A 25707-nucleotide genomic window follows, 5' to 3' on the forward strand; every position below is an offset into this window, starting at 1 on the left:
TCCGCGTTCCCCGCCTCGCTCTCCTGGCCGCCGCCTTCGGGCTCGGCCTCGTGCTCTGCCTCGGGCTGGTGCTGGTGGCGACCGGGCGCTTCAACGGCGGCCCGGCGGGAGCGGCCGTGATCGGCGGGCCGTTCCGCCTGACCGACCAGGACGACAGGCCCATCTCGGACACGGATCTGCGCGGCAAGCCGTTCCTGATGTTCTTCGGCTTCACCCATTGCCCGGACGTCTGCCCGACGGCGCTGTTCGAGGCGTCCGAGGTGCTGCGCGCGCTCGGCCCGGAGGCGGACCGCACCGCCGTGCTGTTCGTCTCGGTCGATCCGGAGCGCGACACCCCGGCCGTGCTGAAGGACTATCTGGGCAGCTTCGATCCGCATCTGCGCGGCGTCACCGGCACGCCCGACACCATCGCCGCCGTCGCGAAGGCGTACCGGGTCTACTACAAGAAGATCCCGCTCGAGGCCGGCGACTACACGATGGATCACACCGCCATCGTCTATCTGATGGACAAGCAGGGCCGCTTTGTCGCACCGTTCAACATGAAGCGCCCACCCGAGCAGGCGGCGGCGGATCTGAAGAAGTATTTTTAGGCTTCTTCCTCACCTCCCCCTGGAGGGGGGAGGTCGCCGAGCAAAGCTCGGCGGGAGGGGGTGATCGGCGAAGCCGAGCTTGCGGCTTCACCCCACCCCGGTCGCGAGCTTCGCCCGCGCCCGACCCTCCCCCTCCAGGGGAGGGTGAACGCCGCGGCTCTACGCCGCGTCCGACACCTTCTTCGGCACTGCCCGCTCGCTCGCCAAGGCCTCCCGGACCCCTTCGCGTGCCCCCTCGCGGCCGGCCTCGTGATACTCGGCGTCCTCGTTGACGTTCCACACGTCGTAGCGCTGCTCACCGGCCAGGATGTTCTCCGCCGTCAGCATCGCCGTCATCATGGCATGGTCCTGGTTGTTGTACTTGTGCATGCCGTTGCGGCCGATCACGTGCAGGTTCGGGCAGCCGAGATCGAGGTCGCGCCGGATCATCGCGACATTGTCGCGATACGACTCGTCATAGACCGGATAGGCCTTGGGCTGGCGCACGACGCAGCCGCCCGTCACGTCGGCCGCCGTGACCAGGCCGATCGTCTCGACCTCGCGGATCGCCAGCGTGATCAGCTCGTCGTCCGGCGCCGCCCACGTGCCGTCGCCCTCGAAGCAGAAATATTCGAGGCCGAGGCAGGTCTTGCCGGCCGGCACCATCTCGGGCGACCAGGAGCGGAAATTCTGCACCCGCCCCACCTTCACGGACGGGTCGTGGATGTAGATCCAGTTGTCCGGGAACAGGTCGGGCTTGTCGACCATCAGGGCGACGGTGAGGAAGTCGCGGTAGCGCAGCGCCCGTGCATGGAACAGCGAGATCGGCCGTGGCCGGATTTTCTCCACCAGCTCGGCGAGCGGCGCCGACGAGATCACGTGCCAGCTCGTGTAGCGCTCCGGCCCGGACGGTGTCGCCACCTCGATGTCCCAGAGCTGGCGCCTGGGATCGTAGGCGAGCGAGGCGAGCTCGCAGCCCATCAGCACCTGCGCGCCGCGCGCGACGATCTTGCGGGCGGCGGCCTCCCACATCATGCCGGGACCTTTTCGCGGGTAGCGGAAGGTCTCGATCAGGGTCTTGACCACCGGCTCGCCGGCGGCGGCGGGTTTTGGCGTGGTGCCGAGCGAGCGGCGCAGCGCGTTCAGCACCGCGACACTGAGGTCGAGCCCCTTGATGCGCTGGGCCGCCCAGTCGGCCGAGATCTCGTCGCACGACATGCCCCACACCTTCTCGGTGTAGGTCTTGAAGAAAATGGAGAACAGCCGCTCGCCGAACTGGTTGCGCACCCACTGGTGGAACGTCGCAGGCTGCTCGATCGGGGCGGCGCGCGCCTTGAGATACGACAGCACGCAGGCGGCGCTCTCGATCACGCCGAGATTGCGCAGCGCCTCCATGGCGTTCAGCGGGTAGGAGTAGAACTTGCCGCCGTAGAAGATGCGCGACAGGCGCGGCCGCTCGATGAAGTCGTCGGGCAGGATCTCGTTCCACAGATCGACCACCTCCTTCGACTTGGAGAAGAAGCGGTGGCCGCCGATGTCGAACAGGAAGCCGTCATGCGCGACCGTGCGGCTGATGCCGCCGACATGGACGGGGTCCTTCTCGATCACGATGACGGACGGCGTGTGCTTGCTCAGGCAATAGGCCGCGGTGAGGCCGGCAGGACCTGCGCCGATCACGAACACGTCGGTGTGGATGCTCATGGCTTCGAGACTCCGGAGCGCGGCGCGGCAATCGGCGCGAAGGCGTAGAGCCGATGCCCGTTGTAGGAGACGAGGGCCGCGATCGCCGCCCCGATGACGGTGGCGGCCTGCGGCAGGAACCCGAGGACGGTGAGGACGAGGGCGGCGAAGACGGCGTAGCTGGTGCCCTGCGCGACCGCGGTGACGACGGCGTAGCGCACCGCCTCGGCGTGCTGGCGCCGGCCACTGCGGTCGAACGTCAGGGCGCGGTTGAGCCGCCAGGTGACCAGCGTCGCCACGGCGAGCGAGACCAGCCGTACGACGAGCGGGTGGTCGAGATGCTGCGGGATCGCCGTGAAGACCGAGAGATCGGTGAGGAGCCCGACGGCGCCGACGCCGAGAAAGCGCATCGGCCGCGGCAGGCGGGCGACCAGGCGGCGGAACAGGTCGGTCCGGTCCGGTGATGCCATGTCCGCGGCGGCGGTCGCGCCGACCGCGCCCGCGTCGAGCTGGTTCCCTGCCGCCATCCCGTGCCCCGTCCCGAACCGCATCGATCCGGCGGACGCGGTGCGACCTTTCGCCGGGATCGAAGTCCACGACTTTCGCAGCCGATCCTTAATGGCCGGACACCGATGTCCCTCGGATTTCGGTCGATCGCCGGAAGCCTTAATGGAACGTCAACGGAGCTGCGGCTGTATTGGCGGCGGCCGATCCACACCCGACGAGGCGCCATGTCCGCCGGTCCGATGCGCCTGCAAAACGTCGCGCTGCTGCTCGGGCTCGCCTGGCTCGCGGTGGCGGCGCAGCTTCTCGTGCTGTACTGGGCCGGCACCGCCGACATCCTCTCCGACACCGACGACGCCATGCGGCTGGTCGAGCTGCGTGCCTATCTGGACGGCCGCGGCTGGTTCGACCTGCACGAGCCGCGCGTCAGCCCGCCGGCCGGCTACGACACCCATTGGTCGCGCCTGATCGACGCGGGCCTCGCCGGCCTTTTCCGCGTGCTCGAGCTGGTCGCCGATCCCGGGCTCGCCGAGCGGCTGATGCGGACGATCTGGCCGCTCGTCTGGCTGGTGCCGGCGATGGCCGGCGTGCTGCTGCTGGCGCTCCGCCTCGGCGGCGCCGCCGCGCTGCCGCCCGCCGCCGTGCTGCTGGTGCTCGGCCTGCCGGCCTTCCAGCAGTTCGTGCCAGGGCGGATCGACCACCACAATGTCCAGATCACGCTCGCCGTGCTGGTGCTGGCCGCGACCGCCTGGTCCGACCGGCGGCGATGGGCCGCCCCGGCGGCCGGCTTTCTAACGGCGCTCGCTCTGGCGATCGGCTTCGAGAGCCTCGCCTTCGTGGTGCTGTGCGGCACCGCCCTGGCGCTGCGCTTCGCCTGCGAGCGCCCGCCCGCCGACCAGGCGACCGGCCCGGCTGGGCAAGCCCTGGCGGGCTATGGCCTGGCGCTCGCCGCCGGCATCGCCGTGGTCTTCCTGACCGGTGTCGCCCCGGCCCGCTGGGCCGTCACGGCCTGCGACGCGCTCGCCATCAATACGGCCGTGCCGGTCGCCGTCGCCGGCGTGCTGCTCGCAGTCGCCGCCCGGCTCGCCGCGGCGAACCGGGTCGCGCGGCTGCTCGCCGTGGCGACCGTGGCGGCGACCGCCATCGCCCTGGCGCTGGCGCTCGAGCCGGCCTGCCGGCGCGGCCCCTTCGCCATGATGGACCCGGCGGTCGGGCCGATTTGGCTCGCCCATGTGAAGGAGAGCCAGCCGCTGCTGGTCATGGCCGGCACCGCCCCGGCCGTCGCCGCCACGGTCGCCGCCTTCCCGCTGGTCGCGCTGCTCGCCGTCCTGGTCATGGCGAGGGCACCGAAGCGGCGGCGGGATTTCGCCACCCTCACGGTCGCGGCCGTGCTGCTCGCGGCCGTGGTGCTGATGGTCGGCAATGCCAAGCTCTACGTCTACGCGGCCTGGTTCGGCATGCCCGTGGTCGCTGCCGTGCTGGCCGGCCTCGCCGACGCCCGGCTCGCGGTCCGCAGCCTGGTCGCGGTGCTGCTCGCCCCGGCCGTCCTGGGGTCGCTCGCCGGCGCCCTCGCGACCGCGATCGCCGGAGCCGAACCGACCAGTTCGACCCGGTCCGCCCCTGACGCGGTGGCGCGCGCCTGCCTGACCGACGCCAGCTACCGCGTCCTCGCCGGCCTGCCGCCCGGCCTGGTGGTGGCGGCGATCGACTACGGCCCGTTCATCCTGGCCCTGACGCCCCATGCGGTGCTGGGCGCCCCCTACCACCGCCTGTCCGAGGCGATCCTGGCGACCGACCGCATCTTCGCCCTGCCGCCCGATCGGGCCCGGCCGCTTCTCGCCGGCCTCGCCACGACCCATTCGGGCGCCACCTATGTGGCGGTGTGCCGGACCGCCTCCACACCCGCCGCCGTGGAGGCGCGCCGGCCGGCCGACGGGCTCGAGGCGCGCCTGCGGACGGGCGCCGTCCCGGCCTGGCTGGCGCCCGTCCAAGGCCCGTCGGATGCGGGGGCGCCGGAGACGGGTCTCGCCATCTTTCGAGTGCTGCCGGAGGCTGGTCCCGGCCGTTAACGAAAGCGGCTCGCGGCTTTAGCCGGCGTTTTCGAAAACGTCCGCCTTGCAGGCCATGACGGCCCTCCTATATGACCGTTTGAACCCGCCTCACCGGCGGTTGCCGTTATTTCAAGGGGCCGGACCCAAGGCACCTGCAGGCATGAGGCCTGCGGACGCTTCCGGGTGCTGTTCAGGCTCGGCCGGCCTGCTGCGATAGAGAAGGACAAGGACAATGGGCAAGGTCATCGGCATCGACCTCGGCACGACCAATTCTTGCGTCGCCGTGATGGAAGGCAAGACCCCGAAGGTCATCGAGAACTCGGAAGGCAAGAACACCACCCCGTCGATCGTCGCCTTCACGGACGACGGCGAGCGCCTCGTCGGCCAGCCGGCCAAGCGCCAGGCGGTCACCAATCCGGAGCGCACCTTCTTCGCCGTGAAGCGCCTGATCGGGCGCCGCTACGACGATCCGATGGTGGAGAAGGACAAGAAGCTCGTCCCCTACAAGATCGTGCGCGCCTCGAACGGCGACGCCTGGGTCGAGGCGGACGGCAAGACCTATTCGCCCTCGCAGATCTCCGCCTTCACGCTGCAGAAGATGAAGGAGACGGCGGAGTCGTATCTCGGCCAGAAGGTGACCCAGGCGGTCATCACGGTGCCGGCCTACTTCAACGACGCCCAGCGCCAGGCCACCAAGGACGCCGGCCGCATCGCCGGCCTCGAGGTGCTGCGCATCATCAACGAGCCGACCGCAGCGGCGCTCGCCTACGGCCTCGACAAGCAGAAGACCGGCACCATCGCGGTCTACGACCTCGGCGGCGGCACCTTCGACGTCTCGATCCTGGAGATCGGCGACGGCGTCTTCGAGGTGAAATCCACCAACGGCGACACCTTCCTGGGCGGCGAAGACTTCGACATGCGGCTGGTCAACTACCTGGCCGACGAGTTCCAGAAGGAGCAGGGCATCGACCTGCGCCGCGACAAGCTCGCGCTGCAGCGCCTGAAGGAAGCGGCTGAAGGCGCCAAGATCGAGCTGTCCTCGACGGCCCAGACCGAGATCAACCTGCCCTACATCACGGCCGACGCGTCGGGCCCCAAGCACCTGACGATGAAGCTCACGCGCGCGAAATTCGAGGCGCTGGTCGACGACCTGATCCAGCGGACGGTCGAGCCGTGCCGGCTCGCGCTGAAGGACGCCGGCCTGTCGGCGGCCGAGATCAACGAGGTGGTGCTGGTCGGCGGCATGACCCGCATGCCGAAGGTGCAGGAGATCGTCCGCCAGTTCTTCGGCCGGGAGCCCCACAAGGGCGTCAACCCGGACGAGGTGGTCGCCATCGGCGCCTCGGTCCAGGCCGGCGTGCTGCAGGGCGACGTCAAGGACGTGCTGCTGCTCGACGTGACCCCGCTGTCGCTCGGCATCGAGACGCTGGGCGGCGTGTTCACCCGCATCATCGATCGCAACACCACGATCCCGACCAAGAAGAGCCAGGTGTTCTCGACGGCGGAAGACAATCAGAACGCCGTCACCATCCGGGTCTTCCAGGGCGAGCGCGAGATGGCGGCCGACAACAAGCTGCTCGGCCAGTTCGACCTCATGGGAATCCCGCCGGCGCCGCGCGGCGTGCCGCAGGTCGAGGTGTCGTTCGACATCGACGCCAACGGCATCGTCAACGTGTCGGCCAAGGACAAGGCGACCGCCAAGGAGCAGCAGATCCGCATCCAGGCGTCCGGCGGCCTGTCGCAGGGCGACATCGAGCGGATGGTCAAGGACGCCGAGGCACACTCCGAGGACGACAAAAAGCGCAAGGCCGGCGTCGAGGCGAAGAACCACGCCGAGGCGCTGGTGCATTCGACCGAGAAGGCCCTGGCCGAGCACGGCTCCAAGGTCGGCGACAACGAGCGTCGCATGATCGAGGACGCCCTGAGCGACCTGCGCGAAGCCCTCAAGGGCGATGACGCCGAGGCGATCAAGACCAAGACCAACACGCTGGCGCAAGCCTCGATGAAGCTCGGCGAGGCGATGTACAAGCAGTCGCAGGAGGGCGGCGACGGGGATGCCGGCGCCGCTGGCGGCGGTGCCAAGAAGGAAGACGTGGTCGACGCGGAATTCACCGAGGTCGACGACGACAAGAAGAACAAGAAGAGCGCGTGATGCCTTCGCCCCTCTCCCCGACGGGAGAGGGGCGGCTTCCGGGCGCTGTGCACGGAAGCCGGGTGAGGGGTTCCTTTTTGTCGTTCAACGTTTTTCGTTTTGCGATGCCGATCGTCACCACTCGCCCGCCTCGCTCACTGACGCTCGCTCGACACCCTCTCCCATAAGGGGAGAGGGTTTTTCGTGCGTGGGGGACCGGCTGAATGTCCAAGCGCGATTATTACGAGGTGCTCGGAGTCCAGCGCGGCGCCAGCGAGTCCGACCTCAAGTCCGCCTATCGCAAGCTCGCGATGAAGTATCACCCGGACCGCAATCCGGGCGACGGCGAGTGCGAGCACCGCTTCAAGGAGGTCAACGAGGCCTACGAGGTCCTGAAGGACGCCGACAAGCGGGCCGCCTATGAGCGCTTCGGTCATGCCGCCTTCGAGCAGGGCGGCGGCGCCGGCTTCGGGGCCGACTTCGCCTCGACATTCGCCGACATCTTCGACGATTTCTTCGGCATGCGCGGGCGCGCCCGCGGCTCCGGCCGCGAGCGCGGCGCCGATCTCCGCTACAACATGGAGATCTCGCTGGAGGAGAGCTACCACGGCAAGGTCGCGCCGGTGCGCATCCCGACCTCGGTCACCTGCGAGGTGTGCTCGGGAACCGGCGCCAAGGCCGGCACCAAGCCGAAGCCCTGCACGACCTGCGGCGGCCACGGCAAGATCCGGCACGCGCAAGGCTTCTTCACGCTCGAGCGGACCTGCCCGGCCTGCCACGGACGCGGCCAGGTGATCGACGACCCCTGCCCGGCCTGCGCCGGCGCCGGGCGCGTCACCCGCGAGCGCACGCTGTCGGTCAACATCCCGCCCGGCGTCGAGGACGGCACCCGCATCCGGCTGGCCAGCGAGGGCGAGGCCGGCGTGCGCGGGGGACCGGCCGGCGACCTCTACATCTTCCTGTCGATCACGCCGCACGCCTTCTTCCAGCGCGACGGCGCCGACCTGCACTGCCGGGTGCCGATCTCGATGGTGACGGCGGCGCTCGGCGGCGACTTCGAGGTGCCGACCATCGACGGCAGCAAGACCAAGGTGAAGGTTCCGGACGGCACCCAGTCGGGCCGGCGCTTCCGGCTGACCAGCAAGGGCATGCCGGTTCTCCGCTCCAAGCAGATGGGCGACATGTACGTCCAGGTGGTGGTCGAGACGCCGCAGAGCCTCACCAAGCGGCAGCGCGAGCTGTTGGTGGAATTCGAGAAACTGTCCTCGACCGCGACCCATCCGGAGTCCGCGGGGTTCTTCGGCAGGGTCAAGGAGTTCTTCGGGAACAAGGCCTCGCCGTGAACGGGGTTGACCCGGACGCCCCGGACCTATACCCGTGACGTTTCCGTGACGAAGCAGTTTGCCGCGTCGCAGCCCAGTAGTTGAAAATGCCGTTTCAGTCCGCTGTGGGCACCGCCAGGAAGGGCCTTCGCATCGACGACGATGTAAGGTTCATCCGGTCGTGGATCGAGAAACCGTTGGCGATGGGCGCCGTGATGCCGTCGAGCAAGCCGCTCGCGCGCGCCATGGCGAGCTTCGTCGACCCCGATGCCCAAGGCAAGGTGATCGAGCTCGGACCCGGCACCGGTGCCATCACGGAAGCCCTGGTCGAGCACGGCGTCGACGAGTCGCGTTTGGTGCTGGTCGAGTTCAACTCCAACTTCTGCCGCCTGCTGCGCGCCCGCTATCCGGCCGCGACCGTGATCCAGGGCGACGCCTACCGGCTGCGCCGGCTGTTCGGCGAAATTCACCGCGGCGAAGTCTCCGCCGTGGTGTCCGGGCTGCCGCTGGTGACCAAGCCGCTGCGCACCCGCCTGCGCCTGATCAGCGAGGCCTTCGGGCTGCTGCAGCCGGGCGCCCCCTTCATCCAGTTCACCTATTCGGTGGTGCCGCCGATCCCCCGCGCGCTGGCGCGGGTGCGGGTCGAGGCCTCCGAGCGCATCTGGCTGAACCTGCCGCCCGCCCGCGTCTGGGTCTATCGCCGCGGCTGAGAGCGACCGTCTTCCCAGCCTCTTCGCAGAAATTCGTCTTGCCTCCGGCCCTTGCCGAGGCCACTTTTCGCGCGCCGGATTCTTTCGACTTCGGTACGCCGTTGCACTGCCTCCACCCTCATGGTGAGGAGCGATCCGAAGGATCGCGTCTCGAACCATGAGGCCGGCTGCGCCCTTCGGGACGGCTGCTTCGCAGCCTCCTCAGGGTGACGGCGGAGAGGGTCGGTGCGATGGCGCAAGGATTCGCGTTCGCATCTGATCTTGCGGAGAGGGAACTGCCGTGGAACATCCGCGCGATCGTCTGATCGTCGCCCTCGATCTGCCGTCCGTCGAGGCCGCCGAGGCCGTGATCGAACGGCTCGGCGACAGCGTCACGTTCTACAAGATCGGCTATCAGCTCGCCTTCGCGGGCGGGCTTTCGCTCGCCGAGCGACTGATCTTCAGCGGCCGGCGCGTCTTCATCGACCTCAAGCTGCACGACATCGGCAACACGGTCGAAAAGGGCGTCGAGAGCGTCGCCCGCATGGGGGCGACCTTCCTCACCGTGCACGCCTATCCGCAGACCATGAAGGCGGCCGTGGAGGGGCGCGGCGACTCCAATCTGCGCATCCTCGCCGTGACGGTGCTGACCTCCTACGACGACGCGGACCTGGCCGCCGCCGGCTACGACTTCACGGTGTCGGAGCTGGTCGCCGAGCGGGCCGCGCAGGCGCACGACATCGGCGTCGACGGCCTGGTCTGCTCGGCCGAGGAGGCCGCCATGCTGCGGCCCCGCATCGGCCACGGCATGGTGCTGGTGACGCCCGGCATCCGCCCGAGCGGGACCGAGGTCGGCGACCAGAAGCGGGTGAAGACGCCGCGCGACGCCATCCTGGCCGGCGCCGACTATCTGGTGGTCGGCCGGCCGATCGTCGCGGCCAAGAATCCGCGGGCCGCCGCCGACGCCATCGTCGCCGAGATCGAGATCGCCGCGAACGAGCAGGTGTGACCCGAGCCGGTGCGCGCCGTGCCGGTGCGAGCGCAAGGATATGAGCATGCCGAAGGCATACTGGATCGGCCGCATCGACGTGACGGACGCCGACGCCTACAAGGCCTATGTGGCGGCGAACGCCACGGCTTTCGCCAAGTACGGGGCAAAGTTCCTGGTGCGGGCCGGTCGCTTCGAGGCGGTCGAGGGCCCGGCGCGCTCGCGCCAGGTGGTGATCGAGTTCGCCGACTACGAGACGGCGCTGGCCTGCTACGGCTCGCCCGAATACGCCGCCGCCCAGGCGCTGCGCGCCTCGGCCTCGGCGGGCGAGCTCGTCATCGTCGAAGGCTATGACGGCCCGCAGCCTTAGCCGAACCAGCGCCGGCGCGACCCGGTCGACGGGACCCCCTTCTTCATCTTCCGATCACCGTGGCGCCCTCGTCGCCGGCTCAGGACGGCTTCGGGCCGTACGGCGCCGGCGTGATCGGATCGAGCGGAAGTCTGTATGGGCCGCCCTCACGGCTCCCGGCGAGCCCTTACCACTGGTACCGAACAACACCCTTTCCAGCATATGCGCGCGTGACGCTGGACCACTCACCCTCGAAGGTCGCAGCCGTCGACCAGCCGTTCAGCCAATTTTGCGCCACTGTCGCCGTGACCAGCGCGGAGTCGGAGGCCTGCGCCGCGCCGTTGACGACGAAGCTCGCCCCGGGCAGCGCCTGGAAGGTCGCGGCAATCGATCTGTCGGGATTGAAGTCATGCGCCCAGGCGATGCGGCCGCGCAACGAGAGGATACCGCCGGCCGTCGCAAAGGACTTGTCGGTGCGAAGGCCCAGTTCGCTGCGGCTGTCGGTCGCGTTCTTGGCGGCGTAGGCCAGCGCGAAAGCGGCGGCTCCGGAGACGACCGTTTCCGTGTAGGCCGGCAGCTCGAAAGTCGTAACCTGCGCAGCGGCATAGGGCGTGAGGCCGACGCCGAGCGTCGCGAAGCGATAACCGCCTTCGACCCGGCCGCTGAAGGCGTTGGCGCTGATCTCGGCGCGCAGCCGGTCGGCACCCGCCACCGTCACGGTCCGATCAGTCACGATGTTTTGCCAGCCATAGGCGAGCGCCGCAGCGAGGTAGCTCGGGCCGTTGACATGGCGCACATAGGCGCCTGCCTGAAACAGGTCGGAGCGGCCGGAGCCAAACCCGTTGACTCCGAAGGTCGTGCCGCCGCCGGCAAGCGCGAATCCTGCGACGGTGTCCGGTGAGAGGCGGTAGTCCGCGCCCAAGGCCGTGCCGAAGATTCGGCTGGTCGCTTGATTCGATCCGACGACTGCATTGCCATCGGTGGTCTGTGAGCCGCCGAACCCCGAGGCCCACACGCTCCAGCGCTGCGCATCGGCAGCAGGCTGCGCCTTGACGAACATAGCCAGGGCGTCGCTGGCGCGCCGGGACCCGGTGGCGCTCGTCCGATCGCTTTCCTCGGCGTAGGCGGCCGGCCTCATCGCGCCGCCAGCATCGCCGGCGCGGTCCGCGGCCGGATCGGTCAGAAGGCCGAGGAACAGCGTCATCGCATCGAATGACGTCTGTTGCGGCGCGGTGCCAATTTCGCCGGAGAGTTGCGACAGCGCGGCGGGCAAGGCGCTGCCAGTCAGGCCGAAAACGGACAGGAAGCCCGGCGGCAGCGACCCGCCGGTGTTGAAGAAGTTGTTCAGCGCGTCGGCGACGGCCTGCTGGTTGCCGTTGAAGCCGCCGGTGCCCATCGCTCCGGGCGTGCCGAGCACAGCCGTGAGGTTCAGCAACACGTCCGTCGCGGTGTAGCTCAGACCCGCGGAAAAGCCCGCCGGAAGATTGGTCGTTGCGAGACCCGAGAATGTGGTGCCGCCGAGCCCGGCCGCGTGCAGGATCGTGTAATGCCTTGCGATATAGCTGCCGGCAGCGAACGCGGCCTGGACGGTGCCGCCGAGCGCAGCCGTGCCGGCGACGTTGGCGAGGCTGGCCGCCGTCGGATTGATCTGCACCAGATAGAGGGCACCCGACTGGAAGGCGAGATTGCCGGACACGGCCATCGAGGTGCCGGGAGTCCCCGCAGCGCCCGGCGCAAACATGCCGCCGGCGGCAACCGTGACGGTCCCGACCGTGCCGGTGCCGCCCAGAGTGCCGCTGCTGTTCACCGTGAAGCTCGAATTGGCGAGCGCGCCATTCACGGACAGGGTGCCCGCATCGATGCTCCAGGGCAGCGCCGCCGCATTGGTGCCGGTCAACGTCCAGGTCGACGTGCCGGTCTTGGCGAAGCTCGCAAAACCCCGGTACTGCGCCGACGCCCCGATCGAGGAGGCATCGAAGCTGGCATCGGCGTTGCCGCCGAGCCGAAGGATGTCGTTGTTGGTGCCGGCCACGGTGCCGGTGACGGTCGCACCCGCCCACAGCTCCAATATGTTCAGGCTGCCCGAGAAATCGATGGCGTGGGCCGAGCCGCCGCCGGCGATGGCGCCGGCATTGATCACCGTCACGTTGGAACCGCTGATGCCGACGCCGTCGGCGCCGTTGGTGCCATTGAGCGATACGCCGACCCCGCCCGCGCCGCCGGTGCCTCCGGTCACCGAGCCCGCAGACCCGATCGTGATCACGACGTTCGAGCCGAACAGGCCGGCGCCACCATAGCCGCCATTGCCGCCGACATCGCCGGCACCGCCGGCGCCGCCATTGCCGCCCCTCACCGCGGCATTGATCGTCAGGGACCCGCCGGAGGAATCGGTGAGCCCCAGACCGATCCCGCCACTGCCGCCGCTGCCCGCGTATCCGCCGGCACCGCCGGCGCCGCCCTGGCCGCCGCTCACCGCGACGCCGAGCGTGCCCAGATTGCCGCCGCCCGTCACGACCGCGCCCCAGCCGCCGGCACCGCCGCCTCCTCCGAAGTTACCGACGCCCGCGCCGCCGGCGCCGCCGGCGCCGCCGGTCACCGCCGCGCTCGGCAAGGTTCCAGGCGCGCTCAGATCGGTATAGCCATGCGCGCCGCCACCGCCACCGCTGCCGCCGGCAGTCAAGAAGGCGACCGCGGGATCGGCCACGCCGTCCGCACCGGCCGCGCCCGGGCTCGAGCCTCCCGCGCCTCCCGCCGAGGTGCCGTGGCCGCCACTGCCACCGGTCACGCCGGCACCGCCACCCGCACCGCCGCCGCCGCCACTCATGGTGCCGGCACCGCCCGTGCCGCCGGCCATAGTGGGATTATCAACTCCCCCGCCCGCACCGCCGCCACCACCGCCGCCGCCGGCAAGCGCCGGCGCGGCAATGCAGAGGGCCCCCAGAGCCGCGGGCAGCGCCATCGCGACCCCGGCCGAAAGCCGCGCCAGCGACGTCCGGGCCGGCGCGGCCATCGCCGGCGGCGCCGAAGACCGGGCCGGGACAGCGGTGGACGCCAGCAGCGTCCGTTCGCTCGAACGGTGCGTGCGATCGACGATGTGCGCCAACACGGAGCCCCCCCATGATCCAAAGCCGCCGTGCAACGCATCGTGCAGGCACTCATCACGGCTCGCGGTAGAATCCCGATTGCCCGGGCCTGCCGCCATCGGGTTTCGATGAACGCGGCAGAACTGGCGACGAACCGGGCAGAGAACCGAGGACACCCCGCGGTCGGGACGCTATCGTGGCGGCCGGAGACGGTAGGCGCGTTCGGGAGGAATAAAGGGATGCGGCCGGGCGAGACGGAGTGGCGGAGCGCATCGCGCCTCGACATGGTCGGCGTGTGCCTGCTGTTTCTGCTGAGCCTGGTGCTGCGCACGGCGCACTTCCAGAATGTCGGCGAGGCCCTGCTGTTCAGTCTTCTCGTCGAGCCGCTGGCACTGCCGCTGATTCTCCTGCTGCGTCCGTTCCTGCAGCGGCGTGCCGAGCCGAAATTCGACGTTCGCGCGATCCTGCTGAACGCCCTTCTGTGCACCGGCGCCGCCCTGGCGATGACCGCCTGGGCCAAGATCATCTCGGGCCTCACCGGCTGGTATACGCCGACCTGGGGACCGCTCCAGAGCTGGGTGATTCCGTGGGCCTATTTCAGCATCGTGTTCGTGACCTGGGGGCTCGCGCATTTCTGGGCGGCGGCGGAAGACGACGCCCGCAGCGAGAAGCGGCGCGCTGCCGCCGCCGAGGCCGAGGCGTTGAAGGCCGAGTTGCACCACCTGCGTCACCAGCTCGATCCGCATTTCCTGTTCAACGCGCTGAACGGCATCGCCGTGGAAATCCACGACGATCCCGATGCCGCGGTCGGCATGGTGCGCGACCTCGGCGAGTATCTGCGCTATTCGCTGGACCAGCGGAACCGCACCGTCACGACCTTTGCGTCGGAGCTCGACGCGGTGCGTTCCTATCTCGACGTGCAGAAGACCCGTTTCGGCCCCGAGCTGAACTACAGGCTGACGGCGGACGAGGTCGCACGGCGGCGCCAGATGCCGAGCTTCCTGCTGCAGCCGCTGGTCGAGAACGCCGTGAAGCATGGGTTCAAGGCGGGGATCACGCCGCTCGCGATCGCGGTCAGCGCCGCGGCGGGCAACGACACGCTGCAGATCACGGTGGCGGGCGAGGGCATCCTGCGGCCCGACTGGCGCCTTGCCGGCGATCCCGGCGTCGGCCTGTCGGTGCTGCGCCGGCGGCTCGAGCTTCACTATCCCGGCCGGCACGATTTCGGCATGCGCCAGATCGGAAACACTGTGACGGCCGAACTCCGGCTGCAGGGTGAGCCATGCTCCGTGTCGTGATCGTCGACGACGAGGCCCTGGCGCGGCGCGGCATGCGCCGGCTGCTCGCCGCACACCCGGCGGTCGATGTGGTCGGCGAGGCGGCTTCGGTCAAGACCGCGGCCGAGCTGATCCGCATCGAAAAGCCGGACGCCGTCTTCCTCGACATCGAGATGCGCGGCGACACCGGCTTCGATCTGGTGAGCGGGCTCGATGATCCGCCCGACATTGTGTTCGTGACCGCCTATGATCACTACGCCGTCAAGGCCTACGACGTCTCGGCGCTCGACTATCTGCTCAAGCCCGTCGATCCGGCGCGCCTCGGCGCCGCTGTCGCCCGATTGGAGAAGGCGCGGACGGCCCGGCAGGCACTGCGGCGAGGCAGCGCGCCCGTGCTGCACGTCAAGACCAATGCGAAGACCGTCCTCGTCCGCATCGGCGCCGTCGTCGCCATGCAGGCCGAGGGCGACTACACGCGGATCTTCGCCGCGAACGCGCCGCCGCTCCTCGCCGGGCAGTCGCTGGGGAAATTCGAGGCGCAGATGCCGCAGCCGCCGTTTCTGCGGATCAGCCGCTCGCTGATGGTCAACATCGACCGGCTCGTGGAAATCGAGACGATCGACCGCGATACCACGCGCATCGGCCTCGACGGCTGCGCAGAGAGCTTCGTGGTCGGCCGGATCGTTGCCGCCAAGGTCAAGAAGGCCACGGACAGAAGCCACATGCTCCAGACACGCTCGGGGCCGGCTCGGACCGAGACACCGAGGTTGCGCTGGTCATTGCCCCGCCATCTTCGCTGAACCGCCGGCTCTCGTGACCTCGCGCCGGTCGAGGCGCAAAGGACCGGGCCAGACTGGCTTCTCCGACCGGTTCGGCCGCACACTCCCGCTCGTCGCGGGCAAACGGACATCCGGGGCTTCCTTGCCGTGCCGCCCCTCGGTTCGCCTCCATGGACGAGCGGCAATCGGCCGTTCGGCCGATGATCGCGTCGCGGCTGTACGTCCCCGCGCCGCTCCTCTATACGGGCCCGGACAGGCAGGAGGGCGTGATGAGCGACGTTCGATTGATCGTGGCGGGGGCCGGCGGCCGCATGGGTCGCACCCTGGTGAAGGCGATTGCCGAGGCGAAAGGCGCCGTGCTGGCGGGCGCCGTCGATGCGCCGGGCTCGCCGCTGATCGGCCGCGACTCCGGCGAGCTCGCCGGGCTCGGGCCGAACGGCATCCCGGTCACGGCCGACCTCGCCGCGCTGGCGAAAAACGCCGACGGCGTCGTCGACTTCACGATTCCGGCGGCCTCGGTGGCGCTCGCCGGGCAGGCCGCGGTCGCCGGACTGTTTCACGTGGTCGGCACCACCGGCTTCTCGACCGCCGACGAGGACGCCATCGCGGCGGCCGCCAAAAAGATTGCCATCGTCAAGTCAGGCAATATGAGCCTCGGTGTGAATCTTTTGGCGGCGCTCGCCAAGCGGGTCGCGGCGACGCTCGACGAGGAGTTCGACATCGAGATCCTCGAGATGCACCACAACAAGAAGATCGACGCGCCGTCCGGCACGGCGCTGCTGCTCGGCGAGGCGATCGCCGCAGGCCGTGGCATCGACCTCGCCACGCGCTCGGACCGGGGCCGCGACGGCCACACCGGTGCCCGGCGGCCCGGCGACATCGGCTTCGCGAGCTTGCGCGGCGGCACCGTGGTGGGCGAGCACTGGGCGATCTTCGCCGGCCCGGCCGAGCGCATCGAGCTGGTCCACAAGGCCGAGGACCGGATGATTTTCGCCCGCGGCGCCGTCAGGGCCGCCGTGTGGGCGAAGGGCCGGCCGGCCGGGCTCTACGCGATGATGGATGTGCTGGGACTGAAGGATTTTTGAGGCGGCCCGCCGCCCTCCACCGACACCGTCATTCCGGGGCGCGGGCTGTAGGCCCGCGAGCCCGGAATCCATAGCCCCGGTGCTGGTGGCTCACGACGGACAGGGGTTATGGATTCCGGACAGCCGCGCTTCGCACGACTTCCGGAATGACGTTTCACCGCATCAGCGACTTGCCGGTCATCTCCTTGGGCTGCGGCAGCTCCATCAGCGCGAGCAGCGTCGGGGCCAGATCGGCGAGGCGGCCGTCGGCGAGGCTCTTCGCATCGCTGCCGAACAGCATGACGGGCACCGGGTTGGTCGTGTGCGCCGTGTGCGGGCCGCCCGTGACCGGATCGCGCATCAGCTCGCAATTGCCGTGGTCGGCCGTGACCAGCAGGGCGCCGCCCGAATCCTTGATCGCCGCGACGATGCGGCCGAGCCCGGTGTCGGCCGTCTCCACCGCCTTGATGGCGGCCGCCAGGATGCCGGTGTGGCCGACCATGTCGGGATTGGCGAAGTTCAGCACGATCAGGTCGTACTTGCCGGACCGGATCGCCTCGACGGCCTTGTCGGTCAGCTCGGGCGCCGACATCTCGGGCTGCAGGTCGTAGGTCGCGACCTTGGGCGACGGCACCATGATGCGATCCTCGCCCTTGTATTGCTTCTCCTCGCCGCCGTTGAGGAAGTAGGTGACGTGCGGATACTTCTCGGTCTCCGCCATGCGGAGCTGGGTACGCCCGGCATCGGCCGTCACCTGGCCGAGCCCATTCGCCAGGCTCTCGGGCGGGAAGATCGTGCCCATGAAGGCGTCGAGCGCCTCGCTGTACTGGGTCAGGCCGACCGCGATGGCGAATTTCACGACGCGCGGGCGCGGGAAGCCCGAGAAGGCGGGATCGAGCAGCGCGCCGAGGATCTCGCGCACCCGGTCGGCCCGGAAGTTGAAGCACAGGATGCCGTCACCGTCGCGCATCCCGGCATAGTCGCCGATCACGGTCGGGACGATGAACTCGTCGCCCACATTGGCTGCGTAGGACGCCGCGATAGCGCCGGCCGCGTCGTCGTAGCGGGCCCCCACCGCGTCGGCGATCGCCGCATAGGCCTTCTCGACCCGGTCCCAGCGCTTGTCGCGGTCCATGGCGAAGTAGCGGCCGTCCACGGTCGCGACCGGCACGTTAGGCGGCAGGTCGGCGACCAACCTCTCGACATACTCGGCGCCGGCGCGGGGCGGCGTGTCGCGGCCGTCGGTGAACACATGCATCACGGTCGGAATGCCGGCCAGCGCCAGGATGCCGGCGATCGCGGCGGCGTGGTCCTGGTGCGAGTGGACGCCGCCGGGCGAGACGAGGCCCATCAGGTGGCAGGTGCCGCCGGTCTCGCGCAGCTTGTCGATCAGGTCGACCAGGGCCGGCATCCTCTCGATCTCGCCGGTCGCGATGGCGTCGGTGATGCGCGGCAGATCCTGCATGACCACCCGGCCCGCCCCGATATTGAGATGGCCGACCTCGGAATTGCCCATCTGCCCGTCGGGCAGGCCGACATCCTTGCCCGAGGTGCGCAGGAAGGCGTGTGGGCAATTCGCCCACAGCGCGTCGAAAGTCGGCGTGTTCGCCTGCCGGACGGCGTTGTCGGCGGCGTCCTCGCGCCAACCCCACCCGTCCAGAATGACCAGCATGACCGGACGACGCGTCTGCATGTCGGTGTCTCTCTCTGCCCGAGCCGCGGAATGCCGCACCCGCGGCGGTGCAGCGCCCCGACTATTGGGACCAGGCAACCCCGCCGTCAACGGCCGGTGAGACCGTACCGCGGACGACCCCGCCGCAGGCGCCGTGTCGTCGCTCGACAGTTCGACACACGCCGCTCGGCGGCGCCCTTCAGGCGCCCCGCTGCCCGGTCTCCCAGCCCAGCATGGCGCGCTTTCGGGTGAGGCCCCAGTGATAGCCGGTAATGTCGCCGCTCTTGCCGACGACGCGATGACAGGGGACGACGAAGCACAGCGGGTTCTTGCCGACCGCCGCCCCGACGGCGCGGGCCGCCTTGGGCGAGCACACCGTGCCGGCGACGTCCGAATAGGTGGTCAGCCGGCCGAGCGGCACCCGCAACAGCGTCTCCCAGACCCGCACCTCGAAATCAGTGCCGATCATGACAATGCGCAGCGGCCGGTCGGGCCGCCAGGTGGCGGGATCGAACACCCGCCGGGCGAGCGCTGCCGTGCCGGCCTGCTCGCGCACATAGGCGGCGTTCGGCCAGCGCGCCTGCATGTCGGCAAGCGCCGAGGCTTCGCCACCCACATCCGCGAAGGCGATCCCGGCGAGGCCGCGGCTGGTTGCCATCACCAGGGCCATGCCGAAGGGCGACGGGTGGAAGCCGTAGTCGAGCACGAGCCCGGCCCCGCCCGCCTTCCATTCGCCCGGCGACATCGCCTCGTGGGTGACGAACAGGTCGTGCAGCCGCCCCGGCCCCGACAGGCCGACCTCGTAGGCGGCGTCGAGCACGCTCGCCGATTCGCGCAGCAGTTTTCGCGCGTAATCGAGCGTCAGGGCCTGCAGGAAGGCTTTCGGCGTCAGACCCGCCCAGCGCCGGAACAGCGCCGTCAGGCCGTCGCTCGACAGGCCGGCGGCATGCGCCACCGCCTCGATGTCGGGCTGCTCGCGCCAGTGCTCCGACAGAAACGCGATGGCGCGGCGCACGCGCTCGTAGTCGTCCGCGGCGCGGGCCAGCGCGGCACTCTGGGGGCGGACCGGGGGCCGCACCTCGACCGGATCGGTCAACATCATGGTGCTCATGGGCCGATCCTGGCAGATCCTCCCGGCGGATCCACCCGATTTCCGGGAGGGCGCTCGAACCCGCCCTGGTCCGGCGCCGGGTTGCGCGTCGGCCCGCGCCGGGCCTCGCCCAGCGCCGCCGAGAGCGCCGCCGCAAAACCTTCGCGCTCGGCCGGCGACAGCCAGGAGCCGACCGTCAGGCGCCGCCCGTGCGACACCAAGGCGAGCCTCAAAAGCCCGAACTCCGGGTCGACCACGCGGTCGAGCCGCACCCAGACCGGGTTCAAGGTCCACTCCGACACATGCCCGGTGTGGCTGACGCGGCGCACGTGAAGCTCCGAGGCCGTCACCACCACGTCCTCGCGCGCCGTCGCCTGGCGATCGTTGATCCGGAACGCCCAATAGACGAGGGCGACGTCCAGCCCTAGAAAGCCGGCGACGGGCCACGCCCCGACGAGCAGAAACACGATGCCGAGCACGGCGCTCGCCGCGGCGAGCACCAGGATCACGGTCCGCACGCCGGCACGGCCGAGCGAGCGGTGCGGGATCACGACGGCCGAGAACAGCGTGGGCTCGCCAGGAGCGTTCATGGGCACAGGAATCTCGGGTACCGGGGCTTCGGGTCCGGGATGCCGATCGGGACGACAACACGGGTGACGACGCGATGATCCGCAAGCCGGCCTCGAGCGCGAGCAAAGCAAGCCGCAAGCCGCACACCGCGGTCAAGGGGGGCAAAAGCCCGGCAAGCCCGAAGCCGTTGACGCCGGCCGATGTCGAGGAGGTGTTTCGCCGCTTTCGGGCGAAAACTCCCGAGCCCAAGGGCGAGCTCGAGCACATCAACCCGTTCACGCTGCTGGTCGCCGTGGTGCTGTCGGCGCAGGCGACCGACGCCGGGGTCAACAAGGCGACCCGGGCGCTGTTTCAGGTCGCCGACACGCCCGAGAAGATGGTGGCGCTCGGCGAGGCGCGGCTGCGCGACCACATCAAGACCATCGGGCTGTTCAACACCAAGGCCAAGAACGTCATCGCCCTGTCGGAGAAATTGATCGCCGAGCACGGCGGGATTGTCCCGGCGACCCGCGAAGCGTTGGAAAAGCTGCCCGGCGTCGGCCGCAAGACCGCCAATGTGGTGCTCAACATCGCCTTCGGGCAGGAGACCATGGCGGTCGATACCCACATCTTCCGGGTCGGCAACCGCACCGGCCTTGCGCCCGGCAAAACACCGCTGGAGGTGGAGCTGCGGCTCGAGGCCGTGGTGCCGAAACCGTACCGGCTGCACGCCCACCACTGGCTGATCCTGCACGGCCGCTATGTCTGCACGGCGATCAAGCCACGCTGCCCCGACTGCCTGATCGCCGACCTCTGCGGCTGGCCGGAGAAGCGCATTTTTTCCCCATAGGCGCGGGCGGAACGCGCGTTGGACTAAGGTCAGTGCACCGGCTATCGGTCGTCATCGTCCGCGCAGGCGGACGATCCAGTATCCACCGGCGTTGATTGTTTCACTCGACACGCTGCGGCGTACTGGGTGCTCCGCCTTCGCGGAGCACGACGAAGGAGAGGCTTTGCCGACTCTCCTGCCGGTCAGGGCGCCGGGTCGCCGGTTTCATACGGCCGCGCCGAAAAAGCTCCCTGCCGCGCCTCCGCCAGCGCCCGGATCCGCTCGGCCGACAGGCGCTTGTGGAGATGCACCATGAACGCGGTGGCGAACAGCGGCGTGGCGAAATTGACGATCGGGATCAGCACGAAGGCGGCGATGAACAGGCCGCCCGTGACGATTCGAGTGCGGTTCTCGCGCCACATCGCCTTGGCGTCGCGGATCGGACGCAGCCGCACGGCGGCGATGAGGAAATACTCGCGGCCGAGCAGATAGGCGGTGGCGAGGAAAAACGCGACGGCGCCGATTCCGCCGATCAGCAGGAAGGGGGCCGCGCACAGATAGATGCCCAATGCCAGCAGCGCCGTCTTGATGCCCTCGACGATCGAGTAGCCGATCGGCGGCGCGACACCGGCCGGATCGACCGGGTAGTGGACCAGCTCGACCTCGGCCGCGATGTCGTCGGCGAAGAAGCTGGCGACCAGCGAGGTGACGGCCGGCATCAGGAAGATGGCGCCGGCGAACAGCCCGGCGCCGATCGCGATCGCCAGAATCCAGCCGAGCACCGAGAGCGGATTGTGGGCGGCCGGCCCCAGCGTCGTCTCCATCCAGACGCCGCCCTCGCCACCCAGCCAGGCGACGAGCTGGTACAGCCCGACGACCAGCACGGCGAGCACCAGGATCGCGAGCCCGACAGACTTGAGCAGCACCGACCGGAACGGCGGCGACATCAACTGGGCCAGGGCCAGATAGGCGGCATGCAGCATCGGGATCCTCGGAAGAGCGCGGGCGCGCCGCGGTTCGGAAACGCCGGAGCAGCACCGGCTGCCTTGAGGTAGAGACCCGGCCGACCGGCGACAAGGCCATGGGCCGAAGCCGTCGTCCACATTGGCGTTTGCGGCCGGGAAGCCCTTGGGGCAAGTTGGCCCCCGCCAGAGAGGTGAGTCCCTGCCATGCCGCCACTCGACCGCCGCACCTTCCTCGCCGGCGCCGCCGCGCTCGCGTTGCCGGGATCCGCGCTCGCGCAGGGCTCGGGCGAGGTCGACATCGTGGTGATCGGCGCCGGCGCGGCCGGCATCGCGGCGGCGCGGCGCATCGCCGCAGCGAACCGCCGCGTGGTCGTCATCGAGGCGGCCGACCGGATCGGCGGCCGCTGTGCCACCGACAGCAAGATTTTCGGCGTGCCGTTCGACCGCGGCGCCCACTGGCTCTACGGCATGGACGTCAATCCGGTGGTGAAGGCCGCCGCCGGCACCGGCCTCGACATCACCGCGGCGCCGCCCGGGCAAAAAGTGCGGATCGGCCGACGCTACGCCCGCGAAAGCGAGCTCGAGGACTTTTTGTCGGTGCTGGTCCGCTCCAACCGGGCGATCATCGAGGCATCGCGCGGAAAAGCCGACGTCGCCTGCCTGCAGGCGCTGCCCAAGGATCTGCTCGACTGGCGCAACACGGTCGAATACGTGCTCGGCCCCCTGCCCTACGGCAAGGATCTGCGCGACCTCTCGGCCGTCGACGTCGCCAAGGCGGCCGAGCGCGATTCCGGCGCGTTCTGCAAGCAGGGGCTCGGCACGCTGCTGGCGGCGCTCGCCGGCGGCCTGTCGGTGCGGCTGTCGACGCCGGCGAACCGCATCAACACCTGGGTGCGCGGCAAGGTCGAGGTGGAGACCGGCCGGGGCACCATCGTGGCCCGCGCGGCGATCATCACCGCGTCGACCAACGTGATGGCGGCCGGCAAGATCAGGTTCGACCCCGAGCTGCCCAAGCGCCAGCTCGACGCCTTCGGCAAGCTCGGCCTCGGCAGCCAGGACCATGTGGTGCTGGAGCTCGCAGGCCAGCCGCTCGGGCCGCAGCGCGACGACCTGATCTTCGAGAAGGCCGACAGCGCCCGCACCGCGGCCATGCTGGCCAATGTGGCGGACACCTCGCTGTGCATGATCCAGCTCGCCGGCAAGCTCGGGCGCGACCTCTCGGCCCAGGGCGAGGCCGCCATGGTCGACTACGCGCAGGAATGGCTCGCCAAGCTCTACGGCAGCGACATCAGGAAGGCGGTGCGCCGCACCCATGCGACGCGCTGGAACCAGGAGCCCTTCGTGCTCGGCGCCGCCTCGGCGGCCAGCATCGGCGGTCAGGGCGCTCGCGCCGTGCTGACCGAGCCGGTGCGCGACCGCCTGTGGTTCGCCGGCGAGGCCGTGCACGAGACCCAGTACGGCACGGTCGGCGGCGCCTGGCTGTCGGGCGAGCGCGCCGCCGAGGCGGCGATGCGCAAGTTCGGCTGGATCACCACGCCGCGCCCCGCCGCCGAACCGAGCCGCGAGACCCCGCGAAAACCGCGGCGTCAACCGACCCCGACCCAGGCGCCGGCGCCGTCCCCGTCGCGCTGGCCGTTCTGATCACGTCGCCCCTGCGCACTGCGCCTTGTCCCCGCGGACATCTCTACCTGCGGCTGTTAACCAAAAATCAGGCGTCTTTTCGGTAGTGTCGGCCGATACGCGCGGCGTTTCGCAGCCGCGCGCGGTCTTCCAGAGGTCACGATCATGCAGGGTGCAGCTTCGGGACAGGACGGACCGATCCCCGCGACCAGCGACCAGATCGGCCATATCGTCTCGGTGCGCGGCTCGCAGGCGACCGTCGGCCTGTGCGAGCACGGGACCGAGGCGACGCCGGCGACCGTCGGCCGCTTCATGATCATCCGCAGCGGGCCGGCCGTGGTGATCGGCGTCGTCACCGAGGTGTCGCGGATGACCCGCACCTTCGTGCACGACCTCGATGTCGTCGCCACGGCGCAGCTCGACCTGATGGGCGAGATCGCCCCCGACGAGACCGGACGGCCGCGCTTCCGCCGCGGCATCAACCACTATCCGGGCATCGGCGACGCCGTCTCGCCGATCGGCCGTGACGCGCTGCGGGTCGTCTACGACATCGCCGGCGGCGACACGATCGACATCGGCCATCTGCAGCAGGACCAGACGATCGCCGCCTGCATCGACGTCGACGACATGCTGAGCAAGCACTTCGCCGTGCTCGGCACCACCGGGGTCGGCAAGTCGAGCGGCGTCGCGCTGATCCTGCAGCAAACGCTGGCGTGCCGGCCGGATCTGCGCGTCTTCCTTCTCGACGTGCACAACGAGTATGGCCGCTGCTTCCCCGACCATGCGCAGATCCTCAATCCGCGCAATCTCAAGCTGCCCTTCTGGCTGTTCAACTTCGAGGAGATCGTCGACGTCCTCTTCGGCGGACGGCCCGGGATCGAGGAGGAGACCGAGATCCTCTCCGAGGTGATCCCGATCGCCAAGGTCAGCTATCTCCAGTACCGCACCGGCGGCGACCGGCCGGGACTCAAGCGCATCGACCCGCGCAGCGCCGGCTTCACGGCCGACACGCCGGTGCCCTACCGGCTCGCCGACCTGATCGGCCTGATCGACGAGCGCATGGGCAAGCTGGAGAACCGCGCCTCCCGCATGGTCTATCACAAGCTGATCGGGCGCATCGAATCGGTCGCCAACGATCCGCGCTACGCCTTCATGTTCGAAAACGCCAATGTCGGCGGCGACACCATGGCGGACGTGATCAGCCTCTTGTTCCGGCTGCCGCCGAACGGGCGGCCGATGACCATCATGCAGCTCGCCGGGTTCCCGGCCGAGGTGGTCGACTCGCTGGTCTCGGTGCTGTGCCGGATGGCGTTCGACTTCGGCCTGTGGAGCGACGGCGCGGTGCCGCTGTTGTTCGTGTGCGAAGAGGCGCATCGCTACGCCTCGGCCGACCGCACGATCGGTTTCGGCCCGACCCGCAAGGCGGTGTCGCGCATCGCCAAGGAGGGCCGCAAATACGGGGTCTATCTGGGGCTGGTCACGCAGCGTCCGGCCGAGCTCGACCCGACCATCATCTCGCAGTGCTCGACCCTGTTCGCGATGCGGATGGCGAACGACCGCGACCAGGCGCTTTTACGCTCGGCGGTGTCGGATGCAGCCGCCAACCTGCTCGGCTTCGTGCCGTCGCTCGGCACCCGCGAGGTGCTGGCCTTCGGCGAGGGCGTCGCGCTGCCGACGCGGCTGCGCTTCCGCGAGGTGCCGGCCCATCTGCTGCCGCGCAGCGAGGCGCTCGGCAGCGCCAAGGTCGACCCGTCGACCGGTCACGACCAGGCCTTCGTCGCCGCCGTGCTGGAGCGCTGGCGCGGCGCCACCCTGGGGGGAGCCGGCGCGGCGAGCGCGGGCCTGCGCGGCGACGAAACCGGCGGCGGCTTCGACGATGTCTCGTCCGCGTCGGCGGGCCACGGGCTCGACCCGGACCGTTTCAAGATTCTGAAGAAGCCGCTGACGCCTGGGCCGACGTCGAGCGCTCCATCGACGCCGCGGCCACCGCTCGGGCCGAACGGCTGGACCCGGTGAGGCAGAAGCCTTTGCGGGGTATCCTTCGCTCGTTCCGGGGCGCTGCGGAGCAGCGAGCCCGGAACCCAACCCCTGTCACTCTGCAGCAATCAACACCGGGTGTATGGATTCCGGGCCCGCGCGCTCACGCGCGCGTCCCGGAATGACACCGCGGGTGAGGTTACGCCGTCTCCTCGTCGGGGATCTCCAGATCGAGCAGCGCCGAGCTCAGCGACTTGCCGTGCGCGTCGAGCGCCAGCGTGCGGGTGACGCCGCCGCCGAGCGCATCGGACATGACGAAGTTCAGGGCGCCGATCTTCGGCAACTCGTAGCGCACCACCTTGCCTTTCACGACATCGGCGAAGTGGGCCTTGACGCGCTCCGGCGTGACGTGGCGGCGCAGCCGCTCGTAGTTCGCCGGATCGAAGGCGATCACCGAGATGTTCGAGGTGTTGCCCTTGTCTCCCGTGCGGGAGTGGGCGAGGGCTCGCAGCCTCATGA

The 25707-nt window shown here is 69.7% G+C and carries 21 protein-coding genes; 13 read left to right on the top strand and 8 right to left on the bottom strand.

What is annotated here, in order from left to right; translation table 11 throughout:
• The first annotated feature begins 65 nt into the window (after nucleotides 1–65).
• Nucleotides 66–590, top strand: a complete 525-nt coding sequence (locus HXX10_RS10965; protein WP_296522318.1) for an SCO family protein — start codon at nucleotides 66–68, stop codon at nucleotides 588–590.
• Between the two features lie 159 nt (nucleotides 591–749).
• Here the strand turns inward: HXX10_RS10965 and HXX10_RS10970 are convergent, their stop codons facing one another.
• Nucleotides 750–2270: an NAD(P)/FAD-dependent oxidoreductase gene (locus tag HXX10_RS10970; protein WP_296522238.1), complete on the bottom strand. Its 1521-nt coding sequence runs from the start codon at nucleotides 2268–2270 to the stop codon at nucleotides 750–752.
• A complete protein-coding gene (locus HXX10_RS10975) occupies nucleotides 2267–2776 on the bottom strand; it encodes a GtrA family protein (RefSeq protein ID WP_296522239.1) in 510 nt (169 codons plus the stop codon). The genes HXX10_RS10970 and HXX10_RS10975 overlap by 4 nt, the downstream gene beginning before the upstream one ends.
• A 204-nt stretch (nucleotides 2777–2980) precedes the next feature.
• Here HXX10_RS10975 and HXX10_RS10980 point away from each other — a divergent pair, with 204 nt between their 5' ends.
• The 6 genes from HXX10_RS10980 to HXX10_RS11005 all read left to right on the top strand — a co-directional run bounded on the left by HXX10_RS10980 (nucleotide 2981) and on the right by HXX10_RS11005 (nucleotide 10304).
• On the top strand, nucleotides 2981–4822 hold the full coding sequence (locus HXX10_RS10980; RefSeq protein ID WP_296522240.1) for a hypothetical protein: 1842 nt from the start codon (nucleotides 2981–2983) through the stop codon (nucleotides 4820–4822).
• Between the two features lie 214 nt (nucleotides 4823–5036).
• Nucleotides 5037–6956, top strand: a complete 1920-nt coding sequence (gene dnaK / locus HXX10_RS10985) for a molecular chaperone DnaK (protein ID WP_296522241.1) — start codon at nucleotides 5037–5039, stop codon at nucleotides 6954–6956.
• Nucleotides 6957–7159: 203 nt separating this feature from the next.
• Nucleotides 7160–8278 (top strand): molecular chaperone DnaJ, encoded by a 1119-nt coding sequence (gene dnaJ / locus HXX10_RS10990; protein WP_296522242.1) that lies wholly within the window; start codon nucleotides 7160–7162, stop codon nucleotides 8276–8278.
• Between the two features lie 86 nt (nucleotides 8279–8364).
• The gene (locus HXX10_RS10995; RefSeq protein ID WP_296522243.1) at nucleotides 8365–8967 is read left to right on the top strand and encodes a methyltransferase domain-containing protein; all 603 of its coding nucleotides are present in this window, start codon (nucleotides 8365–8367) and stop codon (nucleotides 8965–8967) included.
• Nucleotides 8968–9247: 280 nt separating this feature from the next.
• Nucleotides 9248–9955, top strand: coding sequence for an orotidine-5'-phosphate decarboxylase (pyrF, locus tag HXX10_RS11000; protein ID WP_296522245.1), 708 nt, complete (start codon nucleotides 9248–9250; stop codon nucleotides 9953–9955).
• A gap of 46 nt (nucleotides 9956–10001) precedes the next feature.
• Nucleotides 10002–10304: a DUF1330 domain-containing protein gene (locus HXX10_RS11005; RefSeq protein WP_296522247.1), complete on the top strand. Its 303-nt coding sequence runs from the start codon at nucleotides 10002–10004 to the stop codon at nucleotides 10302–10304.
• Between the two features lie 166 nt (nucleotides 10305–10470).
• On the opposite strand, the gene HXX10_RS11010 is transcribed toward HXX10_RS11005, so the two are convergent.
• On the bottom strand, nucleotides 10471–13389 hold the full coding sequence (locus HXX10_RS11010; RefSeq protein ID WP_296522248.1) for an autotransporter outer membrane beta-barrel domain-containing protein: 2919 nt from the start codon (nucleotides 13387–13389) through the stop codon (nucleotides 10471–10473).
• 216 nt (nucleotides 13390–13605) lie between these two features.
• Here HXX10_RS11010 and HXX10_RS11015 point away from each other — a divergent pair, with 216 nt between their 5' ends.
• The 3 genes from HXX10_RS11015 (at nucleotide 13606) to dapB (ending at nucleotide 16507) form a co-directional block, all read left to right on the top strand.
• Nucleotides 13606–14664, top strand: a complete 1059-nt coding sequence (locus HXX10_RS11015; RefSeq protein ID WP_296522249.1) for a sensor histidine kinase — start codon at nucleotides 13606–13608, stop codon at nucleotides 14662–14664.
• The gene (locus HXX10_RS11020; protein WP_296522250.1) at nucleotides 14649–15443 is read left to right on the top strand and encodes a LytTR family DNA-binding domain-containing protein; all 795 of its coding nucleotides are present in this window, start codon (nucleotides 14649–14651) and stop codon (nucleotides 15441–15443) included. Before HXX10_RS11015 ends, HXX10_RS11020 begins: the two co-directional genes overlap by 16 nt.
• A gap of 248 nt (nucleotides 15444–15691) precedes the next feature.
• Nucleotides 15692–16507 carry a 4-hydroxy-tetrahydrodipicolinate reductase gene (gene dapB, locus HXX10_RS11025; protein WP_296522251.1) on the top strand — a complete coding sequence of 272 codons (816 nt, stop codon included), beginning with the start codon at nucleotides 15692–15694 and terminating at the stop codon, nucleotides 16505–16507.
• Between the two features lie 154 nt (nucleotides 16508–16661).
• On the opposite strand, the gene gpmI is transcribed toward dapB, so the two are convergent.
• From gpmI to HXX10_RS11040, 3 genes are all read right to left on the bottom strand, one after another.
• Nucleotides 16662–18179 (bottom strand): 2,3-bisphosphoglycerate-independent phosphoglycerate mutase, encoded by a 1518-nt coding sequence (gene gpmI / locus HXX10_RS11030; RefSeq protein WP_296522252.1) that lies wholly within the window; start codon nucleotides 18177–18179, stop codon nucleotides 16662–16664.
• 178 nt (nucleotides 18180–18357) lie between these two features.
• The gene (locus tag HXX10_RS11035; protein ID WP_296522253.1) at nucleotides 18358–19269 is read right to left on the bottom strand and encodes a bifunctional helix-turn-helix domain-containing protein/methylated-DNA--[protein]-cysteine S-methyltransferase; all 912 of its coding nucleotides are present in this window, start codon (nucleotides 19267–19269) and stop codon (nucleotides 18358–18360) included.
• Nucleotides 19266–19838, bottom strand: coding sequence for a DUF2244 domain-containing protein (locus tag HXX10_RS11040; RefSeq protein ID WP_296522255.1), 573 nt, complete (start codon nucleotides 19836–19838; stop codon nucleotides 19266–19268). Before HXX10_RS11040 ends, HXX10_RS11035 begins: the two co-directional genes overlap by 4 nt.
• Before the next feature lie 74 nt (nucleotides 19839–19912).
• On the opposite strand from HXX10_RS11040, the gene nth reads away from it, so the two are divergent.
• Entirely contained in the window at nucleotides 19913–20647 is a 735-nt protein-coding gene (gene nth, locus HXX10_RS11045; RefSeq protein ID WP_296522256.1) for an endonuclease III, read from the top strand.
• Nucleotides 20648–20829: 182 nt separating this feature from the next.
• Here the strand turns inward: nth and HXX10_RS11050 are convergent, their stop codons facing one another.
• Nucleotides 20830–21609 (bottom strand): sulfate transporter family protein, encoded by a 780-nt coding sequence (locus tag HXX10_RS11050; RefSeq protein WP_296522257.1) that lies wholly within the window; start codon nucleotides 21607–21609, stop codon nucleotides 20830–20832.
• Nucleotides 21610–21795: 186 nt separating this feature from the next.
• Here HXX10_RS11050 and HXX10_RS11055 point away from each other — a divergent pair, with 186 nt between their 5' ends.
• Complete coding sequence (locus HXX10_RS11055) at nucleotides 21796–23232, top strand: FAD-dependent oxidoreductase (RefSeq protein ID WP_296522258.1); 1437 nt, start codon at nucleotides 21796–21798, stop codon at nucleotides 23230–23232.
• A 144-nt stretch (nucleotides 23233–23376) separates the two neighbouring features.
• Nucleotides 23377–25227 carry a DUF87 domain-containing protein gene (locus tag HXX10_RS11060; RefSeq protein WP_296522259.1) on the top strand — a complete coding sequence of 617 codons (1851 nt, stop codon included), beginning with the start codon at nucleotides 23377–23379 and terminating at the stop codon, nucleotides 25225–25227.
• 160 nt (nucleotides 25228–25387) lie between these two features.
• On the opposite strand, the gene HXX10_RS11065 is transcribed toward HXX10_RS11060, so the two are convergent.
• On the bottom strand, nucleotides 25388–25705 hold the full coding sequence (locus tag HXX10_RS11065) for a hypothetical protein (protein WP_296522260.1): 318 nt from the start codon (nucleotides 25703–25705) through the stop codon (nucleotides 25388–25390).
• Nucleotides 25706–25707: the final 2 nt, after the last annotated feature.

The organism is Rhodoplanes sp., assembly GCF_013377085.1.
In the GTDB taxonomy this organism is placed as follows: Bacteria; Pseudomonadota; Alphaproteobacteria; order Rhizobiales; family Xanthobacteraceae; genus Rhodoplanes.